Genomic DNA, 15,039 nt, shown 5'->3' with positions numbered 1-15,039 from the left:
CGAGATGGATTTCGGTGGCATTCTAACCATTCCAACCCGTTCCCGCACCGCTCTTTCTCACAATCGCTTTTTCACATTGCTATACGCCACCCTGCCGAGATGCAACGCGCCCGGCGGGCAGCAGCGTTTTTTTCACGGAAGCTACCATGCACCCAATGCTCAATACGGCTATCAAAGCCGCCCGCCGCGGCGCCGCCGTCATCAACCGCGCCAGTTTCGACCTTGACCGTGTCATCGTCAATGAGAAGCAACACAACGACTTCGTCACCGATGTCGATACCGCTGCCGAGCAGGCCATCATCGAGGTACTGAGCAAAGCCTACCCCGAGCATGGCTTCCTGTGCGAAGAATCCGGCGCCTCGGCCAATGTGAACGACGAGACTGAGTACCTGTGGATCATCGATCCGCTCGACGGCACCACCAATTTCATCCATGGCTTCCCGCAGTACGCCATTTCCATGGCCCTGCAGCACCGCGGCGTCATCACGCTGGCCCTGGTCTACGACCCGGTGCGCAACGACCTGTTTACCGCTGAAAAGGGTTCCGGCGCCTTCCTGAACGACAAGCGCATCCGGGTGGGCAAGCTGGACCGTATCGCCAAAGCCCTGCTGGGCACCGGCTACCAGGCCGGCAACCCTGCCGCGCTGACTGAATACCTGAAAATGTACGGCATCATGGCCGAACGCAGCCATGGCGTGCGCCGCGCCGGCTCGGCCGCGCTGGACCTGGCCTATGTGGCCTGCGGCCGCCTGGACGGCTTCTACGAAAAAGGCCTGAAGCCTTGGGACATCGCCGCCGGCGCGCTGCTGGTGTCGGAAGCGGGCGGCATCATCGCCGAGTTCAACGGCGAGTCGGACTACCTGCACAAGGGCAACGTCATCGCCGGCAGCCCGAAGGTGTTCGGCCAGATGATCGGCCTGTTGGCGGAATTTGCCTGAGGTTTGCACGACTTTGATTGATAAAGTCACAATTTAAGTAACTTTGTTACAAAATAAAAGGGGCTGCGGCCCCTTTTTCATTTCCTTGCCGCAACTTGAACGACAACTAGCTGTTATACTCGGCAAAGCGGCACCTCGACCAGTCCATGGCCGCCACCCCGAGTAAAAATTGATTGCCTCTGACTGGCGCCCAAAAGGCGACGAGCCGATCTTAACTAAAAGTCATCATGTCATTTTCTACCCTTGGTCTGTCTGACGCCATCGTCCGCGCTGTCGCCGAAACCGGTTACACCACGCCGACGCCTATCCAGACCCAAGCGATTCCGGCTGTACTGAACGGCGGCGACCTGCTGGCCGGCGCCCAGACCGGCACCGGCAAGACCGCCGGCTTCACCCTGCCCATCCTGCACCGCCTGTCCACCGACGCCAACGGCGCCAAGCAGAGCAACCGCACCGCCGCGCGCCCGATCCGGGCCTTGATCCTGACCCCGACCCGCGAACTGGCGGCCCAGGTCGAGGAAAGCGTGCGCGTGTACGGCAAGTACACCAACCTGAACTCCGCCGTCATTTTCGGCGGCGTCAGCATCAATCCGCAGATCAAGCAGCTCAAGCATGGTGTCGACATCCTGGTCGCCACCCCGGGCCGCCTGCTGGACCATATGATGCAAAAGACCATCGACCTGAGCAAGGTCGAGATCCTGATCCTGGACGAAGCCGACCGCATGCTGGACATGGGCTTCATCCGCGACATCAAGAAAGTGCTGGCCGCGCTGCCGCCGAAGCGCCAGAACCTGCTGTTCTCGGCCACCTTCTCGGACGAGATCAAGGCCCTGGCCGACAACCTGCTGGACAGCCCGGCCACCATCGAAGTGGCGCGCCGCAACTCCACCGTGGAAGTGATCGCGCAAAAGATCTACCCGGTCGACCGCGACAAGAAGCACCCGATGCTGTCCTACCTGATCCGCACCCACAAGTGGACGCAGGTGCTGGTGTTTACGCGCACCAAGCATGGCGCCAACAAGCTGGTGGAGCAGCTGGGCAACGACGGTATCGGCGCCATGGCCATCCACGGCAACAAGAGCCAGGCTGCGCGCACCCGCGCGCTGGCCGAGTTCAAGGATGGCACGCTGCAAGTGCTGGTGGCCACCGACATCGCCGCGCGCGGCATCGATATCGACCAGCTGCCGCACGTGGTGAACTACGACCTGCCGAACGTGCCGGAAGACTATGTGCACCGCATTGGCCGGACCGGCCGCGCCGGCGCCACCGGCGAAGCGGTATCGCTGGTGTGCGTGGACGAACACATCATGCTGAAAGACATCGAAAAGCTCATCAAGCAGACGCTGCCGCGTGAAGTGATCCCAGGCTTTGAGCCGGACCCGACCGCGCGTGCCCAGCCCATCCAGCTGCGCAGCGGCGCCGGCCACCATCGCAACGCGCCCCGCCAGGGCGGCGGCGGCAATGGCCGCAGCAAGCCGGCCACGGGCGCCAGCGCCGGCGGCGCAGGCAAACCGCGCAGCGCCGGCGGCACTGGCGGCGGCGGTGGCGGCAACGCCGGCGGCGGCCGTGCTCCGGCAGCCCCGGGCGGCGGCCGCAGCGCCCCGCGCGCCGCGCCTCCGCACCGCTCCGGCGGCCGCGGCCGCTAAGCGCCCTGCTCCCGGCATGCCGGGAGGCAAAATGGGGTCAGGGTTAATTAAGTTATATACTTAACTAACCCTGACCCCTTTTTGCTTTTTCAACCCGTCATGCCGAAGTTTGCCGCCAACCTGTCCATGCTGTTTACCGAACTGCCGTTCCTGGACCGCTTCGCTGCGGCGCGCCAGGCTGGCTTCGATGCGGTGGAGTTCCTGTTTCCCTATGCCTACGACCCGGACCAGCTGAACCAGCGCCTGCACCGCAACCAGCTGCAGCTGGTGCTGCACAACATGCCGCCCGGCGACTGGGCGGCCGGCGACCGCGGCATGGCTTGCGATCCGCGCCGCGCCGACGAGTTCCGCGACGGCGTGCAGCAAGCCATCGATTTCGCCACCGAACTGGGCGTGACCAGGCTGCACTGCATGGCCGGCATCTTGCCCGGCGGCCTGGCGCCCGAGCGCGCCCGCGAAACGCTGGTGAGCAACCTGCAGTACGCTGCCGAGCGCTGCCACGAACACGGCATCCAGGTGCTGATCGAGCCCATCAACACCTACGATATCCCCGGCTATTTCCTGAACCACAGCCGGCAGGCGCTGGACATCATCGCCGCCTGCGCGCGGCCGAATATTTTCCTGCAATACGACATCTACCATATGCAGCGCATGGAGGGCGAACTGGCCAACACCATCCGCGCCTGCCTGCCGCAAATCGGCCACATGCAATTGGCCGACACCCCCGGCCGCCACGAGCCGGGCACCGGCGAGATCAACTATGCCTTCCTGTTCAAGCTGCTCGACGAGCTGGGCTACGAGGGCTGGGTGGGCTGCGAATACAATCCGCTGGCGGCCACCACAGACGGCCTGGGCTGGCTGGCGCGCCTGGCTGATTCCGGTTTGCGCTAGCGCAAGGTCCAAATCTTTGCAGGGAGCAATATAGATCCTTTCCTGCCTGGGAGAGGACCGATGAAACCGCCCCGCCTGCCGGCCATCGCGCCGGCCACCCCGTGCCTGCTGTTGCTGGTCCTGCTGCTGATGCTGGGCGGCTGCGCCAGCAATCCGCGCCTGGACGAGGCGCGGGAATTTGCCGCCGAGTCCGCCAAACTGGGCGGCTACGCCGACCTGACCCAGCGCTTCCGCGACACCTATATCCGCCAGCAACCCTACCTGTCGCCGGCCGCCGAGCAGCGCGAGCGCCTGGCCGACGCACGCCGGCGCGCGGCTTATCCGGACCTGATGGCCATCCACGAGGCAGTTGCGCTTTATATGCAGGCCCTGGGCAGGCTGGCCGGCGGCGACACGTTCGACTTGAAGCAGCCGCTCAAGGCCATGGGCAGCAGCATCAAGGCCTGGCCGGAAACCGGCCTGACCGACCGCCACGTGAACGCCTACAGCGGCCTGGCGCAATTGCTGGCGCGCGCGGCCAGCCAGCCTTACCAGGAGCGCGCCGTGCAAGCCATGGTGCGCGACGGCGACCAGGAACTGCAGGCCCTGCTGGAGGCGATGCAGAACCTGCTGCGCTACTACAGCAAAAGCAGCGACAACGAACGCGACACCGTGCTGGGCATGCTGGAGGTGGAGATCCCGTTCGCCGACACACCGCGCGACCGGCTGCTGGCGGCGCTGGCCAAGTCGCACCGGCAGGCCAAGCGCAACGAATACCGCCTGGCCGGCCTGCGCCACACGCTGGCGGCCAAGCATGTGGCGGCCATCGCGGCGGCCCATCTGGCGCTGGCGGCGCACATGGCGCGGCCGGACGATCCGGCCGCGCGCAGCACCCTGGCCGCAAGCCGAGACGCCCTGCGCGCCAGCGCCGCGGCCGTGGCCGGCGCCGCCCCTGTCACCGAATGAGGAGAACGCCATGACCCGGTCCATCACCGCCGCCGATGTCGAAGCCCTGGCCGACGCGCTGTCGGCCTGCGCCGACGCGCTGCACCGGCGCATCATGAAGGCGATCCGCGATAAGCCGCCAGGCGGCGCGGCGCCCGCCAGCGTCAGCCTGGAGCAAGGCATCTCGCAGGGCGCGGCGCAGGCGCTGTTCGACAACGAGGTCGCGCTGCGCCAGCGCGCCAACCGCCTGTACGTGGACGCCGCCGTGCTGGCGGCGGCCGGCCTGGGCGAACCGCAGCGCGTGCTGCTGGATCTGGTGGCAGTGGCGCAGCGCCGCATCCGCCACGCCAGCCGGCTGAAGGACGTGATCGGCATCACGGCCGACATGCTGGGCCTGGCCGCCGCCATCGCGGCCGGCAAGCCCGAACATGTGCCCGCCGTCGCCGACAGCATCAAGGAGCACTACGCGCAGCTCAAGGAAAGCGGCGCGGGGGAGCGCACCGAAGGCAGCGCCGGCTAGCGCCGCGGCGGCCTATAATCAAAGACATGCCCCCTCTCCTCAAGGAGCGCAGCATGTCTTACAAAAGCATCCTGGTGCACGTGGACGAAGCCCCGCGCGTGGCCGAACGCATCCGGCTGGCGGTCGAACTGGCGCTGCAGGACGATGGCCACCTGCTGGGCGTGGCCATGACCGGCATCGCCCGCGCGCTGTACCAGAACGCCATCGTCGACGAGCAGGACCCCAACCTGGCCCTGCACCTCAATTTCCTCAGGGAACGCGCCAACCGCGCGCTGGAGCAGTTCGGCCCGCTGGTCCAGCGCCTCGGCCTGCAGGACTTCGCGCAGCGCGTGGTGGACGACGACCCGGGCGCAGGCCTGAGCGTGATGGCGCGCCATGCCGACCTGGTGGTGATCGGCCAGGCCGACCCGGAACACGTGTCAACCTCGGCCGGCAGCGACTTTCCGGCCCAGGTGCTGACCCATTCCGGCCGCCCGGTACTGGTGGTGCCGTACGCCGGGCTGCCGCTGCCCGCGTCGGCGCAGGGCGGTCCGGCGCGGCGCGTCATGCTGGCCTGGAACGCCAGCAGGGAAGCGGCGCGCGCGGTGCACGAGGCGCTGCCGCTGCTGCGGCGCGCCGAGCGCGTGCATGTCGCCGTGTTCGATGCGGACAACCAGCGCGCGCTGCATGGCGACGCGCCCGGCGCGGAGTTGCTGCAATACCTGGCGCGCCACGGCATCGAGGCGGACGTGCTGCTGCGCCAGTCGCCGCGCGCCGGCCTGCTGAAGCGGCCCACCGGCACCGGCGAAGCGCTGCTGTCGCTGGTGGCCGAGCAAAACTGCGACCTGCTGGTGCTGGGCGCCTACGGCCACTCGCGCTTCCGCGAAACGCTGCTGGGCGGCGTCACCCGCACCGTGCTCGAGAGCATGACGGTGCCGGTGCTGATGGCGCACTAGCCTTCCGACCAGGACTGGTCGCGGATCTTGGCCACCTGGCGCTGCGCCAGCCACTTCCACAGCTGCAGCGCGTCGGCCTGCGGCGCGCCGGCCATGCGGCGCGGGCTGGCCAGGGCGATCTCGCAGTCGCGGTCGGACCATTCGGCAAAACAGATGTCGCCGCCGCTGGCCACCTCCACCTCGTACATCAGGCCGTCGTCGTAGCCGAAGCGCAGCACCGCCGTGCCGGGACCGCCATCCGGGCCGTGCGCGGCGCCGCTGTAGATTTCCGCCAGCGCCGCAGCCAGCTGGGATTCGGTCGGCGCGGCCACGTCGCGTCCGTCCGGGCGTGTCAACACTACCCATGCCTGTGTCATTGACGTTCCCCCTTCTCAACTCGTTAGCATTCTTCTGGCGAATAATGTACCGGCTCGGGCAACTTTGCCATGATCCATGTCTAGCATGGGGCTTGAGGACGCTTTTCAGATCATGTATCGGTATTTTTATTGTAGCAACTATATAAGCTGCCACCAGCGCGTCAAATGAATTCTTGCGCCGGTTGTTGGACTGCAACACCAAGCCTGTACCGCTGCCGAGATTGCCCGCCGGGCCGTTCCGCTTCCGTGCGGGCGCGCACAGAGCGCCGTGCCGGCCGTATAATAAAAATCAATTGCTGTCCCTGTCCGCTGCCCACCCATAGGAAAAGCCCGATGGAATTGGATGCCATGCCGCAGTTGTCCGCCCGCGCTCTGGCCGCCAGTTCGAACGGCGTGCTGATCGCCGACGCGCGCCAGCCTTCCTGCCCCATCATCTACGCCAACCCCGCGTTCTGCCGTATCACCGGCTACGGCCAGGACGAGCTGCTGGGACGCGACTGCCTGTTCCTGCAGGACACGGACGGCGAACAGGCCGCCGCCGCGCTGCCGGCGCTGCGCCGCGCCATGGCCGGCGGCGAGGACGCGCGCATGGTGCTGCGCAGCCAGCGCAAGGACGGCACGCCATTCTGGAACGACCTGTTCCTGTCGCCGGTGCCGGACCAGCACGGCGAACTGGCGCACTACATCGGCATCGTCACCGACATCACCGAGCTGAAAGAGCGCGAGCAGCGGCTGGCCTTCCACAGCACGCACGACAGGGTCACCGGGCTGCCCAACCGCCACCTGTTCATCGACCGCTTGCAGCAGGCACTGCTGCAGGCGCAGCGCCACGGCGGCCAGCTGGCCCTGCTGTGCATCGGCATCGACAACTACGCCTTCATCAATGAAAGCCTGGGCCACGCCGGCGGCGACCAGCTGCTGGCCGGGGCCGCCGAACGGCTGCGCGCCAGCGTGCGCAGCGACGACACGGTAGCCCTGCTGGGCGGCAACGAGTTCGTCGTCATCCTGGGCGACGTGGCCAGCCCGTCGGACGCCATCTCGGTGTGCGAGACCATCTTCGCGGCACTGGCGCCTGCCTTCACGCTGCAAGGCCAGCAGGTGCATGCCAGCGCCAGCATCGGCATCGTGCTCAGCCCGCAGGACGGGCGCGACGGCGCCACCCTGCTGCGCTACGCCGACATGGCGCTGACTCGCGCGCGCGAACTGGGCGGCGCGCACTACCAGTTCTTCGCCTCGGAAATGAATCACCGCACGCTGGAGCGCATCGGCATGGAGGCCGCGCTGCGGCTGGCGGTGTTCCGCGAGGAGCTGCAGCTGCGCTACCAGCCGCTGGCCGACCTGCGCAGCGGCGCGGTGGCCAGCCTGGAGGCGCTGGTGCGCTGGCAACATCCGGTGCTGGGCCTGATTCCGGCGCAGCGTTTCGTGCCGGTGGCCGAAGAGGCCGGCCTGATCGGCGCCATCGGCGCCTGGGTGCTGCGGCGCGCCTGCCACGATCTGCGCGCCTGGCGCGACGCCGGCCTGGCGCCGGTGCGGGTGGCCGTCAACGTCTCGCCCAAACAGTGCCGCGACCGCCAGTTTGCAGCCCAGGTGGCCGCCGCGCTGGACGCGTTTGGCCTGCCGCCGTCGGCCCTGGCGCTGGAAATCACCGAGGCGGCGCTGCCGCAGGAGACCGCCGCCGGCGCCGACCAGCTGCAATTGCTGGAGCCGCTCAAGACGCTGGGCGTGGCGCTGGTGCTGGACGACTTCGGCACCGGCTACTCCTCGCTGAGCAACCTGAAGCGCTATGCCTTCGACGCCGTCAAGATCGACTGCGCCTTCATCCGCGACATCGTCACCGACAGCGGCGACGCGGCGCTGTCCAAGACCATCATCTCCATGGCCCACCTGCTGGGCATGCAGGTGGTGGCCGAGGGCGTGGAAAGCGAGGCGCAGTGCGACTTCCTGCGCCGCCACAGCTGCGACCTGATCCAGGGCTATTTCTTCGCCGCCCCGCTCACGCCGGACGAGGTGCAGACGCTGCTGCGCGAGGACCGCCGCCTGTCGCCGCACCTGCTGCGGGTGCAGAAGCAGCAGCGCACCTTGCTGCTGGTGGACGACGAGCAGAACATCGTCTCGTCACTGAAGCGCCTGCTGCGCCGCGACGAATACCAGATCCACACCGCCAACAGCGGCCAGGAGGGCCTGGACGTGCTGGCACGGCACGCGGTGGACGTGATCGTGTCGGACCAGCGCATGCCGGGCATGCTGGGCGCGGACTTCCTGCGCAAGGCCAAGGAACTGTATCCGGACACGCTGCGCATCATGCTGTCGGGCTATACCGAACTGCAGTCGGTGACGGACGCCGTCAACGAGGGCGCGATCTACAAATTCCTCACCAAGCCGTGGGAAGACGAGCAGTTGCGCGGCCACATCGCCGAGGCATTCCGGCTCAAGGAAATCGCCGACGAGAACGAGCGCCTGAACCTGGAACTGCGCACCGTCAACCACGAGCTGGCCTCGGCCAACCGCCGCCTGGAGGACGTGCTGCGCCAGAAGCAGCAGCAGATCAGCCGCGACGAGATCAGCCTGAACGTGGCGCGCGAACTGCTGCAGCACCTGCCGCTGCCGGTCATCGGCATGGACGACCTGGGCATGATCGCCTTCATCAACGCAGCCGCCGACCATTTGTTCCGGGGCGGCGGCGCCCTGCTCGGCAACGAGGCCTGCGTGGTGCTGCCGGAACTGTTCCCGGCCGGGGACGGCTTCGAGGCCATGGCGTCCGGCAGCCGCCGGGCGCCCGGCACGCACGAGGCCGACATCGACGGCGTGCGCTTCGCGGTCGACGTCTACCCGATGGGCGCCAGTTCCACCTCGCGCGGCAGCCTGATCACACTGAGCCGCAAAGAGGAGGCAGCATGAGCAGTGCCAGCACCAACGGTGTCAGCACCGTAGTCGACCTGGACGATGCCAGCGCCGGCATGGTGCTGGCCGAAGCCTTGCTGGACGCGCACGGCGCCGTGCTGCTGCCGCCGGGCGCCGTGCTCAGCGACAGCAGCCTGAACTCGCTGCGCCGGCGCGGCGTGGCCAGCTGCAGCGTGCTGGTGCCGCCCGCGCCGGAAACGGCCGAACAGGCCGCCGCGCGCCGCCAGCAAGCCCTGCAGCGCCTGCAGCACCTGTTCCGCCACAGCGCGCAGGCGGAAGCCACCGGAGAGCTGCTGCGCCTGCTCGCCGATTACCGCAGCCGGAGCTGATCATGCCGACCATGGAAGACGTCGCCCGCCGTGTGCAAGACTTGCCCTCGCTGCCTGCCGTGGTGGGTGAACTGCTGGCCTGCGTGGGCCAGGAAGGGCTGGACATGCAGGTGCTGGCCGGCAAGCTCGCGCTGGACCAGTCGCTGTCGGCCAAGACCTTACGGCTGGCCAATTCCTCGTTCTACGGCATGCCCTCGCGCGTGACCACCATCCAGCAGGCAGTGGCGGTGCTGGGCGTGCACAACATCCGCACCCTGGTGACGGCGTGCTCGATCACCGGCAGCTTCCGCAGCGCGGCCGGCAGCAGTTTCGACCTGCCGGCATTCTGGCGCCATTCGGTGGGCACGGCCGCCTGCGCCCGCGCGCTGGCGCGGCCGCTGCGCCAGAACCCGGACACCGCCTTCATCGCCGGCCTGCTGCACGACCTCGGCACGCTGGTGCTGGCCACCCGCTACCCGGAGGAATACGCACAGATGGAAGCCTACCGCCGCGAGCACGATTGCTACCAGGCCGATGCCGAGCGCGCCGTGTTCGGCTTCGACCACGCCGGCATCGGCGGCGCGCTGGCCGCGCGCTGGCAGTTTCCGCATCAGATACAGCACGCCGTCGCCAGCCACCATGACGCGGAAGGACTGGATGCGCCGTCGCTGGCCCTGGCGGTGCACCTGGCCGACGCCTTCTCGCACGGACTGGAATTTTCCGGCCGCAGCGACGAACTGGTGCCGGCACTGGGCTGGCAAGCCTGGCGCGCGGCCGCGCTCAGCGACCAGGTCTGCATGGAAGTGCTGGCCGAGTCCGAGCGCACCTTCCACGACCTGAGCCAGATCCTGGTCAGCTGACGGTCAACCGAACGGAGCCGCCATGTTCCCCAGCCACGCCAGCACCGCCGCCACGTCCGCCGCCCCTGCGGCCCGGGCCGCCGACACGGTGCCCGCCTTCGACCTGTCGGCCTTCCTGGACGGCCATCCGGTGGCCACCTTCGTGATCGACACCACGCACACCATCACCCACTGGAACAAGGCCTGCGAACACCTGCTGGGCTGGAGCACGGCGGAAATGGTGGGCACGCAAAACCACTGGCAAGCGTTCTACCCCAAACAGCGCGCGCTGCTGGCCGACCTGATCGTGTCCGGCGTGGACCCGGCCGCCAGCGAGTACTACCGCGAAAAGCACAAGCGCTCGGCGCTGATCCCGGGCGCCTACGAGGACGAGGACTTCTTCCCCAATATCGGCGCCAGCGGCCACTGGCTGCACTTCACGGCCGCGCCGCTGCGCGACGCGGGCGGCCGGGTCGCGGGCGCGATCCAGACCCTGCGCGACGTGACCGAAAGGCGGGTGGCCGAGAACGCGCTGCGCAAGGCGCACGACAACCTGGAACACCTGGTGGAAAAACGCACCGCCCAGCTGGCCGAGGCCAACCAGCGGCTGGAGGACGACATCCGCCAGCGCGAGCTGGCCGACGCCGAACTGCGCCGCCGCAACATCGAGCTGACCGCGCTGAACGAACAGCTGGGCATGACCCAGCAGCAGCTGCTGCAGTCCGAGAAGCTGGCCTCGATCGGCCAGCTGGCCGCCGGCGTGGCGCACGAGATCAACAACCCGATCGGCTACATCTTCTCCAACTTCGGCACCCTGCAAAGCTACCTGGGCAGCCTGTTCGACGCGCTGCAAGCCTACCGCGACGCCGAGCCGCACGTGGCCGACGCGGCCGTGGCCGAACGGCTGCGCGCCATGCGCGAGGAACTGGACCTGGACTTCCTGCGCGAGGACATCCCCTCGCTGATGAACGAGTCGAAGGAAGGCATCGTGCGCGTGCGCCACATCGTGCAGGACTTGAAGGACTTCTCGCGGGTCGACGCCAACCAGGAATGGGTGTGGGCCAATCTGCACCAGGGCATCGATTCCACGCTCAACATCGTCAGCAACGAAGTCAAGTACAAGGCCGACGTGGTCAAGCAGTACGGCGATATCCCCGACATCCAGTGCCTGCCGCTGCAGCTCAACCAGGTGGTGATGAACCTGGTGGTAAACGCGGCGCACGCCATCGGCGCCGAGCGCGGCACCATCACGGTGCGCACCGGCGCCGACGACGCGGGCGAACAGGTGTGGCTGGAAGTGCGGGACACCGGCGGCGGCATCGCGCCGGACAACCTGTCGCGCATCTTCGATCCCTTCTTCACCACCAAGCCGATCGGCAAGGGCACCGGCCTCGGCCTGTCCATGGCCTACGGCATCGTACGCAAGCACAACGGCAGCATCACGGTGCACTCCACCGTCGGCGCCGGCACCACGTTTCGCGTGCTGCTGCCGGTGCGCCATGAAGAAGCGCAGCCCGGGCCAGCACCGGAGCAAGGACCAGGGCCAGCATGAACTCAGCCATCAAACCCGCCGACACTGCAGCAGACGCGGCAACCGCGCCCGCCATGCCGCCGGCGCCCGCCGCGGCGGCCACCCTGCTGTGCGTGGACGACGAACCCAACATCCTGGCCTCGCTGCGGCGCCTGTTCCGCGCCAAGGGCTATCGCGTGCTGCTGGCCGAAAGCGGCGCGCTGGGCCTGGACGTGCTGGCAACGGAAAAAGTCGACCTGGTCATCTCGGACATGCGCATGCCGGAAATGGACGGCGCGCGCTTCCTGGCGCAAGTGAAGGACCGCTGGCCCGACACCGTGCGCCTGCTGCTGACCGGCTACTCCGACATCCAGTCCATCCAGGACGCGATCAACTGCGGCGAGATCTACCGCTACATCACCAAGCCCTGGGACGACAACGACATGCTGCTGGTGGTGCGCCACGCGCTCGAGCGGCGCGCGCTGGAGCAGGAAAAGCAGCGCCTGGAGGCGCTCACGCTGCGCCAGAACGAGGAACTGAAGTCGCTCAACCAGAGCCTGGAAGCCAAGGTCGAGGCGCGCACGCTGCAGCTGAAGCTGTCGCGCGACGCGGCGGTGGCCGCGAACGACAAGCTCAAGCAGAATTTCGTCACCACCATCAAGGTCATCTCCAGCATGCTGGAAATGCGCGGCGGCGCGCTGTCGGGCCACGCGCGCCAGGTGGCCGACCTGGCGCGCAAGATGGCCGCCAAGCTCAAGCTGGACGCCAGGGAGATCCAGGACATCTTCGTGGCCGGCCTGCTGCACGACCTGGGCAAGATCGGCTACAGCGACGCCATGCTGGCCACGCCGCTGACCATGCTGCACGGCGAGGAGCTGGGCCTGTTCCGCAAGCATCCGGTGCGCGCCGAGCAGCTCCTGATGCCGCTGGAGGATTTGCGCGGCAGCGCCGCCATCCTGCGCGCCCAGCTGGAGCGCTTCGACGGCAACGGCTTCCCGGACGGCCTGGCCGGCCTGGCCATCCCGCTGGGCGCGCGCATCCTGGCGCTGGCGGTGGACTATTACAACCTGCAGCAGGGCGCCATGGTGCAGCGCCACCTGCGCGCCGACGAGGCCAAGTCGCTGATCGTCAACGCCAGCGGCAAGCGCTACGACCCCAACGTGGTGAACGCCTTCCGCCAGGTGGTCGACGGCGGCGCCGGCGACGAGGCCAACGGGGTGGAAATGCTGTCCGGCGAACTGGTGCCCGGCATGGTGCTGGCGCGCGACCTGGTCAGCCGCGACGGCCTGATGCTGCTGGCGGCCGACCACGTGCTGGACGCGCGCATGATCCAGCAGGTGCAGGACTTCGAAGCGAAGAGCGAGGGGCGCTTGTCGATACGGGTGCGGCCGTTCAAAGGGAAATAGGAGGAAACCATGCGACGCATCCTGCTGCTGGACGATGAAATGAACGTGCTGATGGCGCTGCAGCGCTCGATGCGTGCGCAGCTGAAGCACCTCGATCTGCAGACGGAAATCTTCACCAATCCCTTCGAGGCGCTGCAGCGCGTGTGCGTGTGCGACTTCGACGTGGCGATCTCGGACTACCACATGCCGCAAATGAGCGGCGTGGCCTTTCTGCAGGCGCTCAAGGATGTCGCGCCCAACACGGTGCGCATGATGCTGACGGCCTCCACCGAGTTCGAGACGGCCATCAGCGCCATCAACGAGGCGCACGTGTTCCGTTTCATCCCCAAGCCCTGGCAGCTGGCCGACCTGCAGGACAATATCGGCGAAGCGCTGGCCATGCGCGACCGTCTGCTGGCCGACCAGGCCGCGTCGCGGGCCCAGCCGGCCCGGGACGCCTCCCAGCTCACGCCGCAGGAACTGGAAGCGCAGCGTCTGGAGGCGGAGGAACCCGGCATCCTGAAGGTGAACCGGGCGCCGGACGGCTCGATTATCCTGTAGCGCTCAGCCCTTGGGCGGGTGCACCGGCAGCCGTATCGTGAAGCGGGTGCCCTTGCCCACTTCGGAAGCCACCTCGATGCGGCCGCCGTGCTTGTTGACGATGCCGTAGGACAGCGACAGGCCCAGCCCGGTGCCGCTGCCGACCGGCTTGGTGGTGAAGAAGGGTTCGAAAATGCGGTTCAGGTTTTCCGGCGGGATGCCGCAGCCCGAATCGCCCACCTCGATCCAGACCCAGCCGTTCTCGGCGCCGGTGCGCAAGGTGATGGTGCCGCGCTCCTTGATGGCGTGGCCGGCGTTGACCAGCAGATTCATGAACACCTGGTTCAGCTGCGAGGCCAGGCACTCGACCTGCGGCAGCACGCCGTACTGCTTTTCCACCGTGCATTTGTACTTGATCTCGTTGGCCACGATGTTGAGCGTGCTGTCCAGGCCGTGGTGCAGATCGGCCACCTGCCACTCGGTTTCGCCCACGTGCGAAAAATCCTTGAGCGCCTGCACGATGTCCTTGACGCGCTTGAGCCCGTCCATCGATTCCTTCACCAGCTCGGTGACGTCCTCGCGCAGAAACTCCAGGTCGGCCGCCTGGCGCGCCGCGCCGATGCGCGCCGCCAGCGCGGGCGGCAGCGGCTGCGCCGCCAGCGCCTGGTCGTAGGCATCGACCACGCCGAACAGGGTGCTCACGTAATTGCGCAAGGTGCCCATATTGGAATTGACGAAGCCCACCGGGTTGTTGATCTCATGCGCGATGCCGGCCGCCAGCTGGCCGATCGAGGCCATTTTCTCCGACTGCAGCAATTGTTCGTGGGCCTCGCGCAGTTTGGCGATCAGGTCATGCTGGGCCTGCTCCATGTGCTTGCGCACGGTGATGTCGGTAAGCGAGCCGATCACCTCCAGCGGTGCGCCGTGCTCGTCGCGGATCAGGCGCAGGCTGTCGTGCATCCACAGGTAGGAGCCGTCGGCGATGCGGAAGCGGTACTCGTAGGCGCGCTGCCCTTCGGTGAAGATGCTGGCCAGGCTGGAGAAGATATTGGGCGCGTCGTCCGGGTGAATGTGGTCGAACCAGAAGTTGGGGTCGGCCACCATGTCTTCCGGCCGGTAACCCAGCACGTTGAGGGCGTTGTTGCTGACGAAGGTCATCTTGAAGTCGCCGCTGGGCACGGTGCAGTAGATGATGGCGGGCGTGTTGTCGACCAGGTATTGCAAGCGCACCAGCGGCGAGGCGGCCTCTGCCGCTGCGGCCGGCGCCACCGGGGCCTGTGTGAAAAAATCGAATTCCTCGAATTGCATGTCGCCACCCTTCCCGCGCGCCTAGGACATGCTTGAAT

14 protein-coding genes are annotated in these 15,039 nt (G+C 67.4%); 12 read left to right on the top strand and 2 right to left on the bottom strand.

Translation table 11 applies throughout. The features are described 5' to 3' along the window. Nucleotides 1-155 precede the first annotated feature (155 nt). The 6 genes from AC6H42_RS04300 to AC6H42_RS04275 all read left to right on the top strand — a co-directional run bounded on the left by AC6H42_RS04300 (nucleotide 156) and on the right by AC6H42_RS04275 (nucleotide 5,854). Nucleotides 156-938, top strand: coding sequence for an inositol monophosphatase family protein (locus AC6H42_RS04300; RefSeq protein ID WP_497547485.1), 783 nt, complete (start codon nucleotides 156-158; stop codon nucleotides 936-938). A gap of 227 nt (nucleotides 939-1,165) precedes the next feature. Beyond that, on the top strand, nucleotides 1,166-2,584 hold the full coding sequence (locus AC6H42_RS04295) for a DEAD/DEAH box helicase (RefSeq protein ID WP_057155759.1): 1,419 nt from the start codon (nucleotides 1,166-1,168) through the stop codon (nucleotides 2,582-2,584). 99 nt (nucleotides 2,585-2,683) lie between these two features. Next, complete coding sequence (gene otnI, locus AC6H42_RS04290; protein ID WP_057155760.1) at nucleotides 2,684-3,475, top strand: 2-oxo-tetronate isomerase; 792 nt, start codon at nucleotides 2,684-2,686, stop codon at nucleotides 3,473-3,475. Nucleotides 3,476-3,535: 60 nt separating this feature from the next. Continuing rightward, on the top strand, nucleotides 3,536-4,420 hold the full coding sequence (locus AC6H42_RS04285; protein ID WP_200953972.1) for a hypothetical protein: 885 nt from the start codon (nucleotides 3,536-3,538) through the stop codon (nucleotides 4,418-4,420). 10 nt (nucleotides 4,421-4,430) lie between these two features. Beyond that, complete coding sequence (locus tag AC6H42_RS04280; RefSeq protein ID WP_057155761.1) at nucleotides 4,431-4,919, top strand: hypothetical protein; 489 nt, start codon at nucleotides 4,431-4,433, stop codon at nucleotides 4,917-4,919. A 53-nt stretch (nucleotides 4,920-4,972) separates the two neighbouring features. After that, nucleotides 4,973-5,854, top strand: coding sequence for a universal stress protein (locus AC6H42_RS04275; protein ID WP_057155762.1), 882 nt, complete (start codon nucleotides 4,973-4,975; stop codon nucleotides 5,852-5,854). On the opposite strand, the gene AC6H42_RS04270 is transcribed toward AC6H42_RS04275, so the two are convergent. Then, entirely contained in the window at nucleotides 5,851-6,210 is a 360-nt protein-coding gene (locus AC6H42_RS04270; protein WP_057155763.1) for a hypothetical protein, read from the bottom strand. The two genes, AC6H42_RS04275 and AC6H42_RS04270, sit on opposite strands and share 4 nt — an antisense overlap. A gap of 333 nt (nucleotides 6,211-6,543) precedes the next feature. Here AC6H42_RS04270 and AC6H42_RS04265 point away from each other — a divergent pair, with 333 nt between their 5' ends. Genes AC6H42_RS04265 through AC6H42_RS04240 form a run of 6 tightly spaced genes read left to right on the top strand, consistent with a single transcriptional unit; the run spans nucleotide 6,544 to nucleotide 13,714 of the window. Beyond that, nucleotides 6,544-9,108, top strand: coding sequence for an EAL domain-containing protein (locus AC6H42_RS04265; RefSeq protein WP_497547476.1), 2,565 nt, complete (start codon nucleotides 6,544-6,546; stop codon nucleotides 9,106-9,108). After that, nucleotides 9,105-9,440 carry a hypothetical protein gene (locus AC6H42_RS04260; protein ID WP_057155764.1) on the top strand — a complete coding sequence of 112 codons (336 nt, stop codon included), beginning with the start codon at nucleotides 9,105-9,107 and terminating at the stop codon, nucleotides 9,438-9,440. Before AC6H42_RS04265 ends, AC6H42_RS04260 begins: the two co-directional genes overlap by 4 nt. Nucleotides 9,441-9,442: 2 nt before the next feature. Beyond that, the gene (locus tag AC6H42_RS04255; protein WP_057155765.1) at nucleotides 9,443-10,279 is read left to right on the top strand and encodes an HDOD domain-containing protein; all 837 of its coding nucleotides are present in this window, start codon (nucleotides 9,443-9,445) and stop codon (nucleotides 10,277-10,279) included. 22 nt (nucleotides 10,280-10,301) lie between these two features. Next, complete coding sequence (locus tag AC6H42_RS04250) at nucleotides 10,302-11,810, top strand: PAS domain-containing sensor histidine kinase (protein ID WP_082551848.1); 1,509 nt, start codon at nucleotides 10,302-10,304, stop codon at nucleotides 11,808-11,810. Beyond that, nucleotides 11,807-13,174 (top strand): response regulator c-di-GMP phosphodiesterase, NosR family, encoded by a 1,368-nt coding sequence (gene nosR / locus AC6H42_RS04245; RefSeq protein WP_229418192.1) that lies wholly within the window; start codon nucleotides 11,807-11,809, stop codon nucleotides 13,172-13,174. Before AC6H42_RS04250 ends, nosR begins: the two co-directional genes overlap by 4 nt. A gap of 9 nt (nucleotides 13,175-13,183) precedes the next feature. Then, on the top strand, nucleotides 13,184-13,714 hold the full coding sequence (locus AC6H42_RS04240) for a response regulator (protein ID WP_057155767.1): 531 nt from the start codon (nucleotides 13,184-13,186) through the stop codon (nucleotides 13,712-13,714). A 3-nt stretch (nucleotides 13,715-13,717) separates the two neighbouring features. On the opposite strand, the gene AC6H42_RS04235 is transcribed toward AC6H42_RS04240, so the two are convergent. Further along, nucleotides 13,718-15,001, bottom strand: coding sequence for an ATP-binding protein (locus AC6H42_RS04235; RefSeq protein WP_057155768.1), 1,284 nt, complete (start codon nucleotides 14,999-15,001; stop codon nucleotides 13,718-13,720). Between the last annotated feature and the right edge of the window lie 38 nt (nucleotides 15,002-15,039).

The organism is Massilia sp. NBRC 108631, from assembly GCF_059704565.1.
Note: the sequence above shows the minus strand (reverse complement) of the source record. Positions and strands in the feature narration are given on the sequence as shown.

Coding starts and splice junctions, on each gene's coding strand:
- AC6H42_RS04255 (WP_057155765.1), top strand. CDS start 9,443: ATGCCGACCATGGAAGACGTCGCCCGCCGTGTGCAAGACTTGCCCTCG.
- nosR (WP_229418192.1), top strand. CDS start 11,807: ATGAACTCAGCCATCAAACCCGCCGACACTGCAGCAGACGCGGCAACC.
- AC6H42_RS04240 (WP_057155767.1), top strand. CDS start 13,184: ATGCGACGCATCCTGCTGCTGGACGATGAAATGAACGTGCTGATGGCG.
- AC6H42_RS04300 (WP_497547485.1), top strand. CDS start 156: ATGCTCAATACGGCTATCAAAGCCGCCCGCCGCGGCGCCGCCGTCATC.
- AC6H42_RS04250 (WP_082551848.1), top strand. CDS start 10,302: ATGTTCCCCAGCCACGCCAGCACCGCCGCCACGTCCGCCGCCCCTGCG.
- AC6H42_RS04275 (WP_057155762.1), top strand. CDS start 4,973: ATGTCTTACAAAAGCATCCTGGTGCACGTGGACGAAGCCCCGCGCGTG.
- AC6H42_RS04270 (WP_057155763.1), bottom strand. CDS start 6,210: ATGACACAGGCATGGGTAGTGTTGACACGCCCGGACGGACGCGACGTG.
- AC6H42_RS04285 (WP_200953972.1), top strand. CDS start 3,536: ATGAAACCGCCCCGCCTGCCGGCCATCGCGCCGGCCACCCCGTGCCTG.
- AC6H42_RS04265 (WP_497547476.1), top strand. CDS start 6,544: ATGGAATTGGATGCCATGCCGCAGTTGTCCGCCCGCGCTCTGGCCGCC.
- AC6H42_RS04280 (WP_057155761.1), top strand. CDS start 4,431: ATGACCCGGTCCATCACCGCCGCCGATGTCGAAGCCCTGGCCGACGCG.
- otnI (WP_057155760.1), top strand. CDS start 2,684: ATGCCGAAGTTTGCCGCCAACCTGTCCATGCTGTTTACCGAACTGCCG.
- AC6H42_RS04260 (WP_057155764.1), top strand. CDS start 9,105: ATGAGCAGTGCCAGCACCAACGGTGTCAGCACCGTAGTCGACCTGGAC.
- AC6H42_RS04235 (WP_057155768.1), bottom strand. CDS start 15,001: ATGCAATTCGAGGAATTCGATTTTTTCACACAGGCCCCGGTGGCGCCG.
- AC6H42_RS04295 (WP_057155759.1), top strand. CDS start 1,166: ATGTCATTTTCTACCCTTGGTCTGTCTGACGCCATCGTCCGCGCTGTC.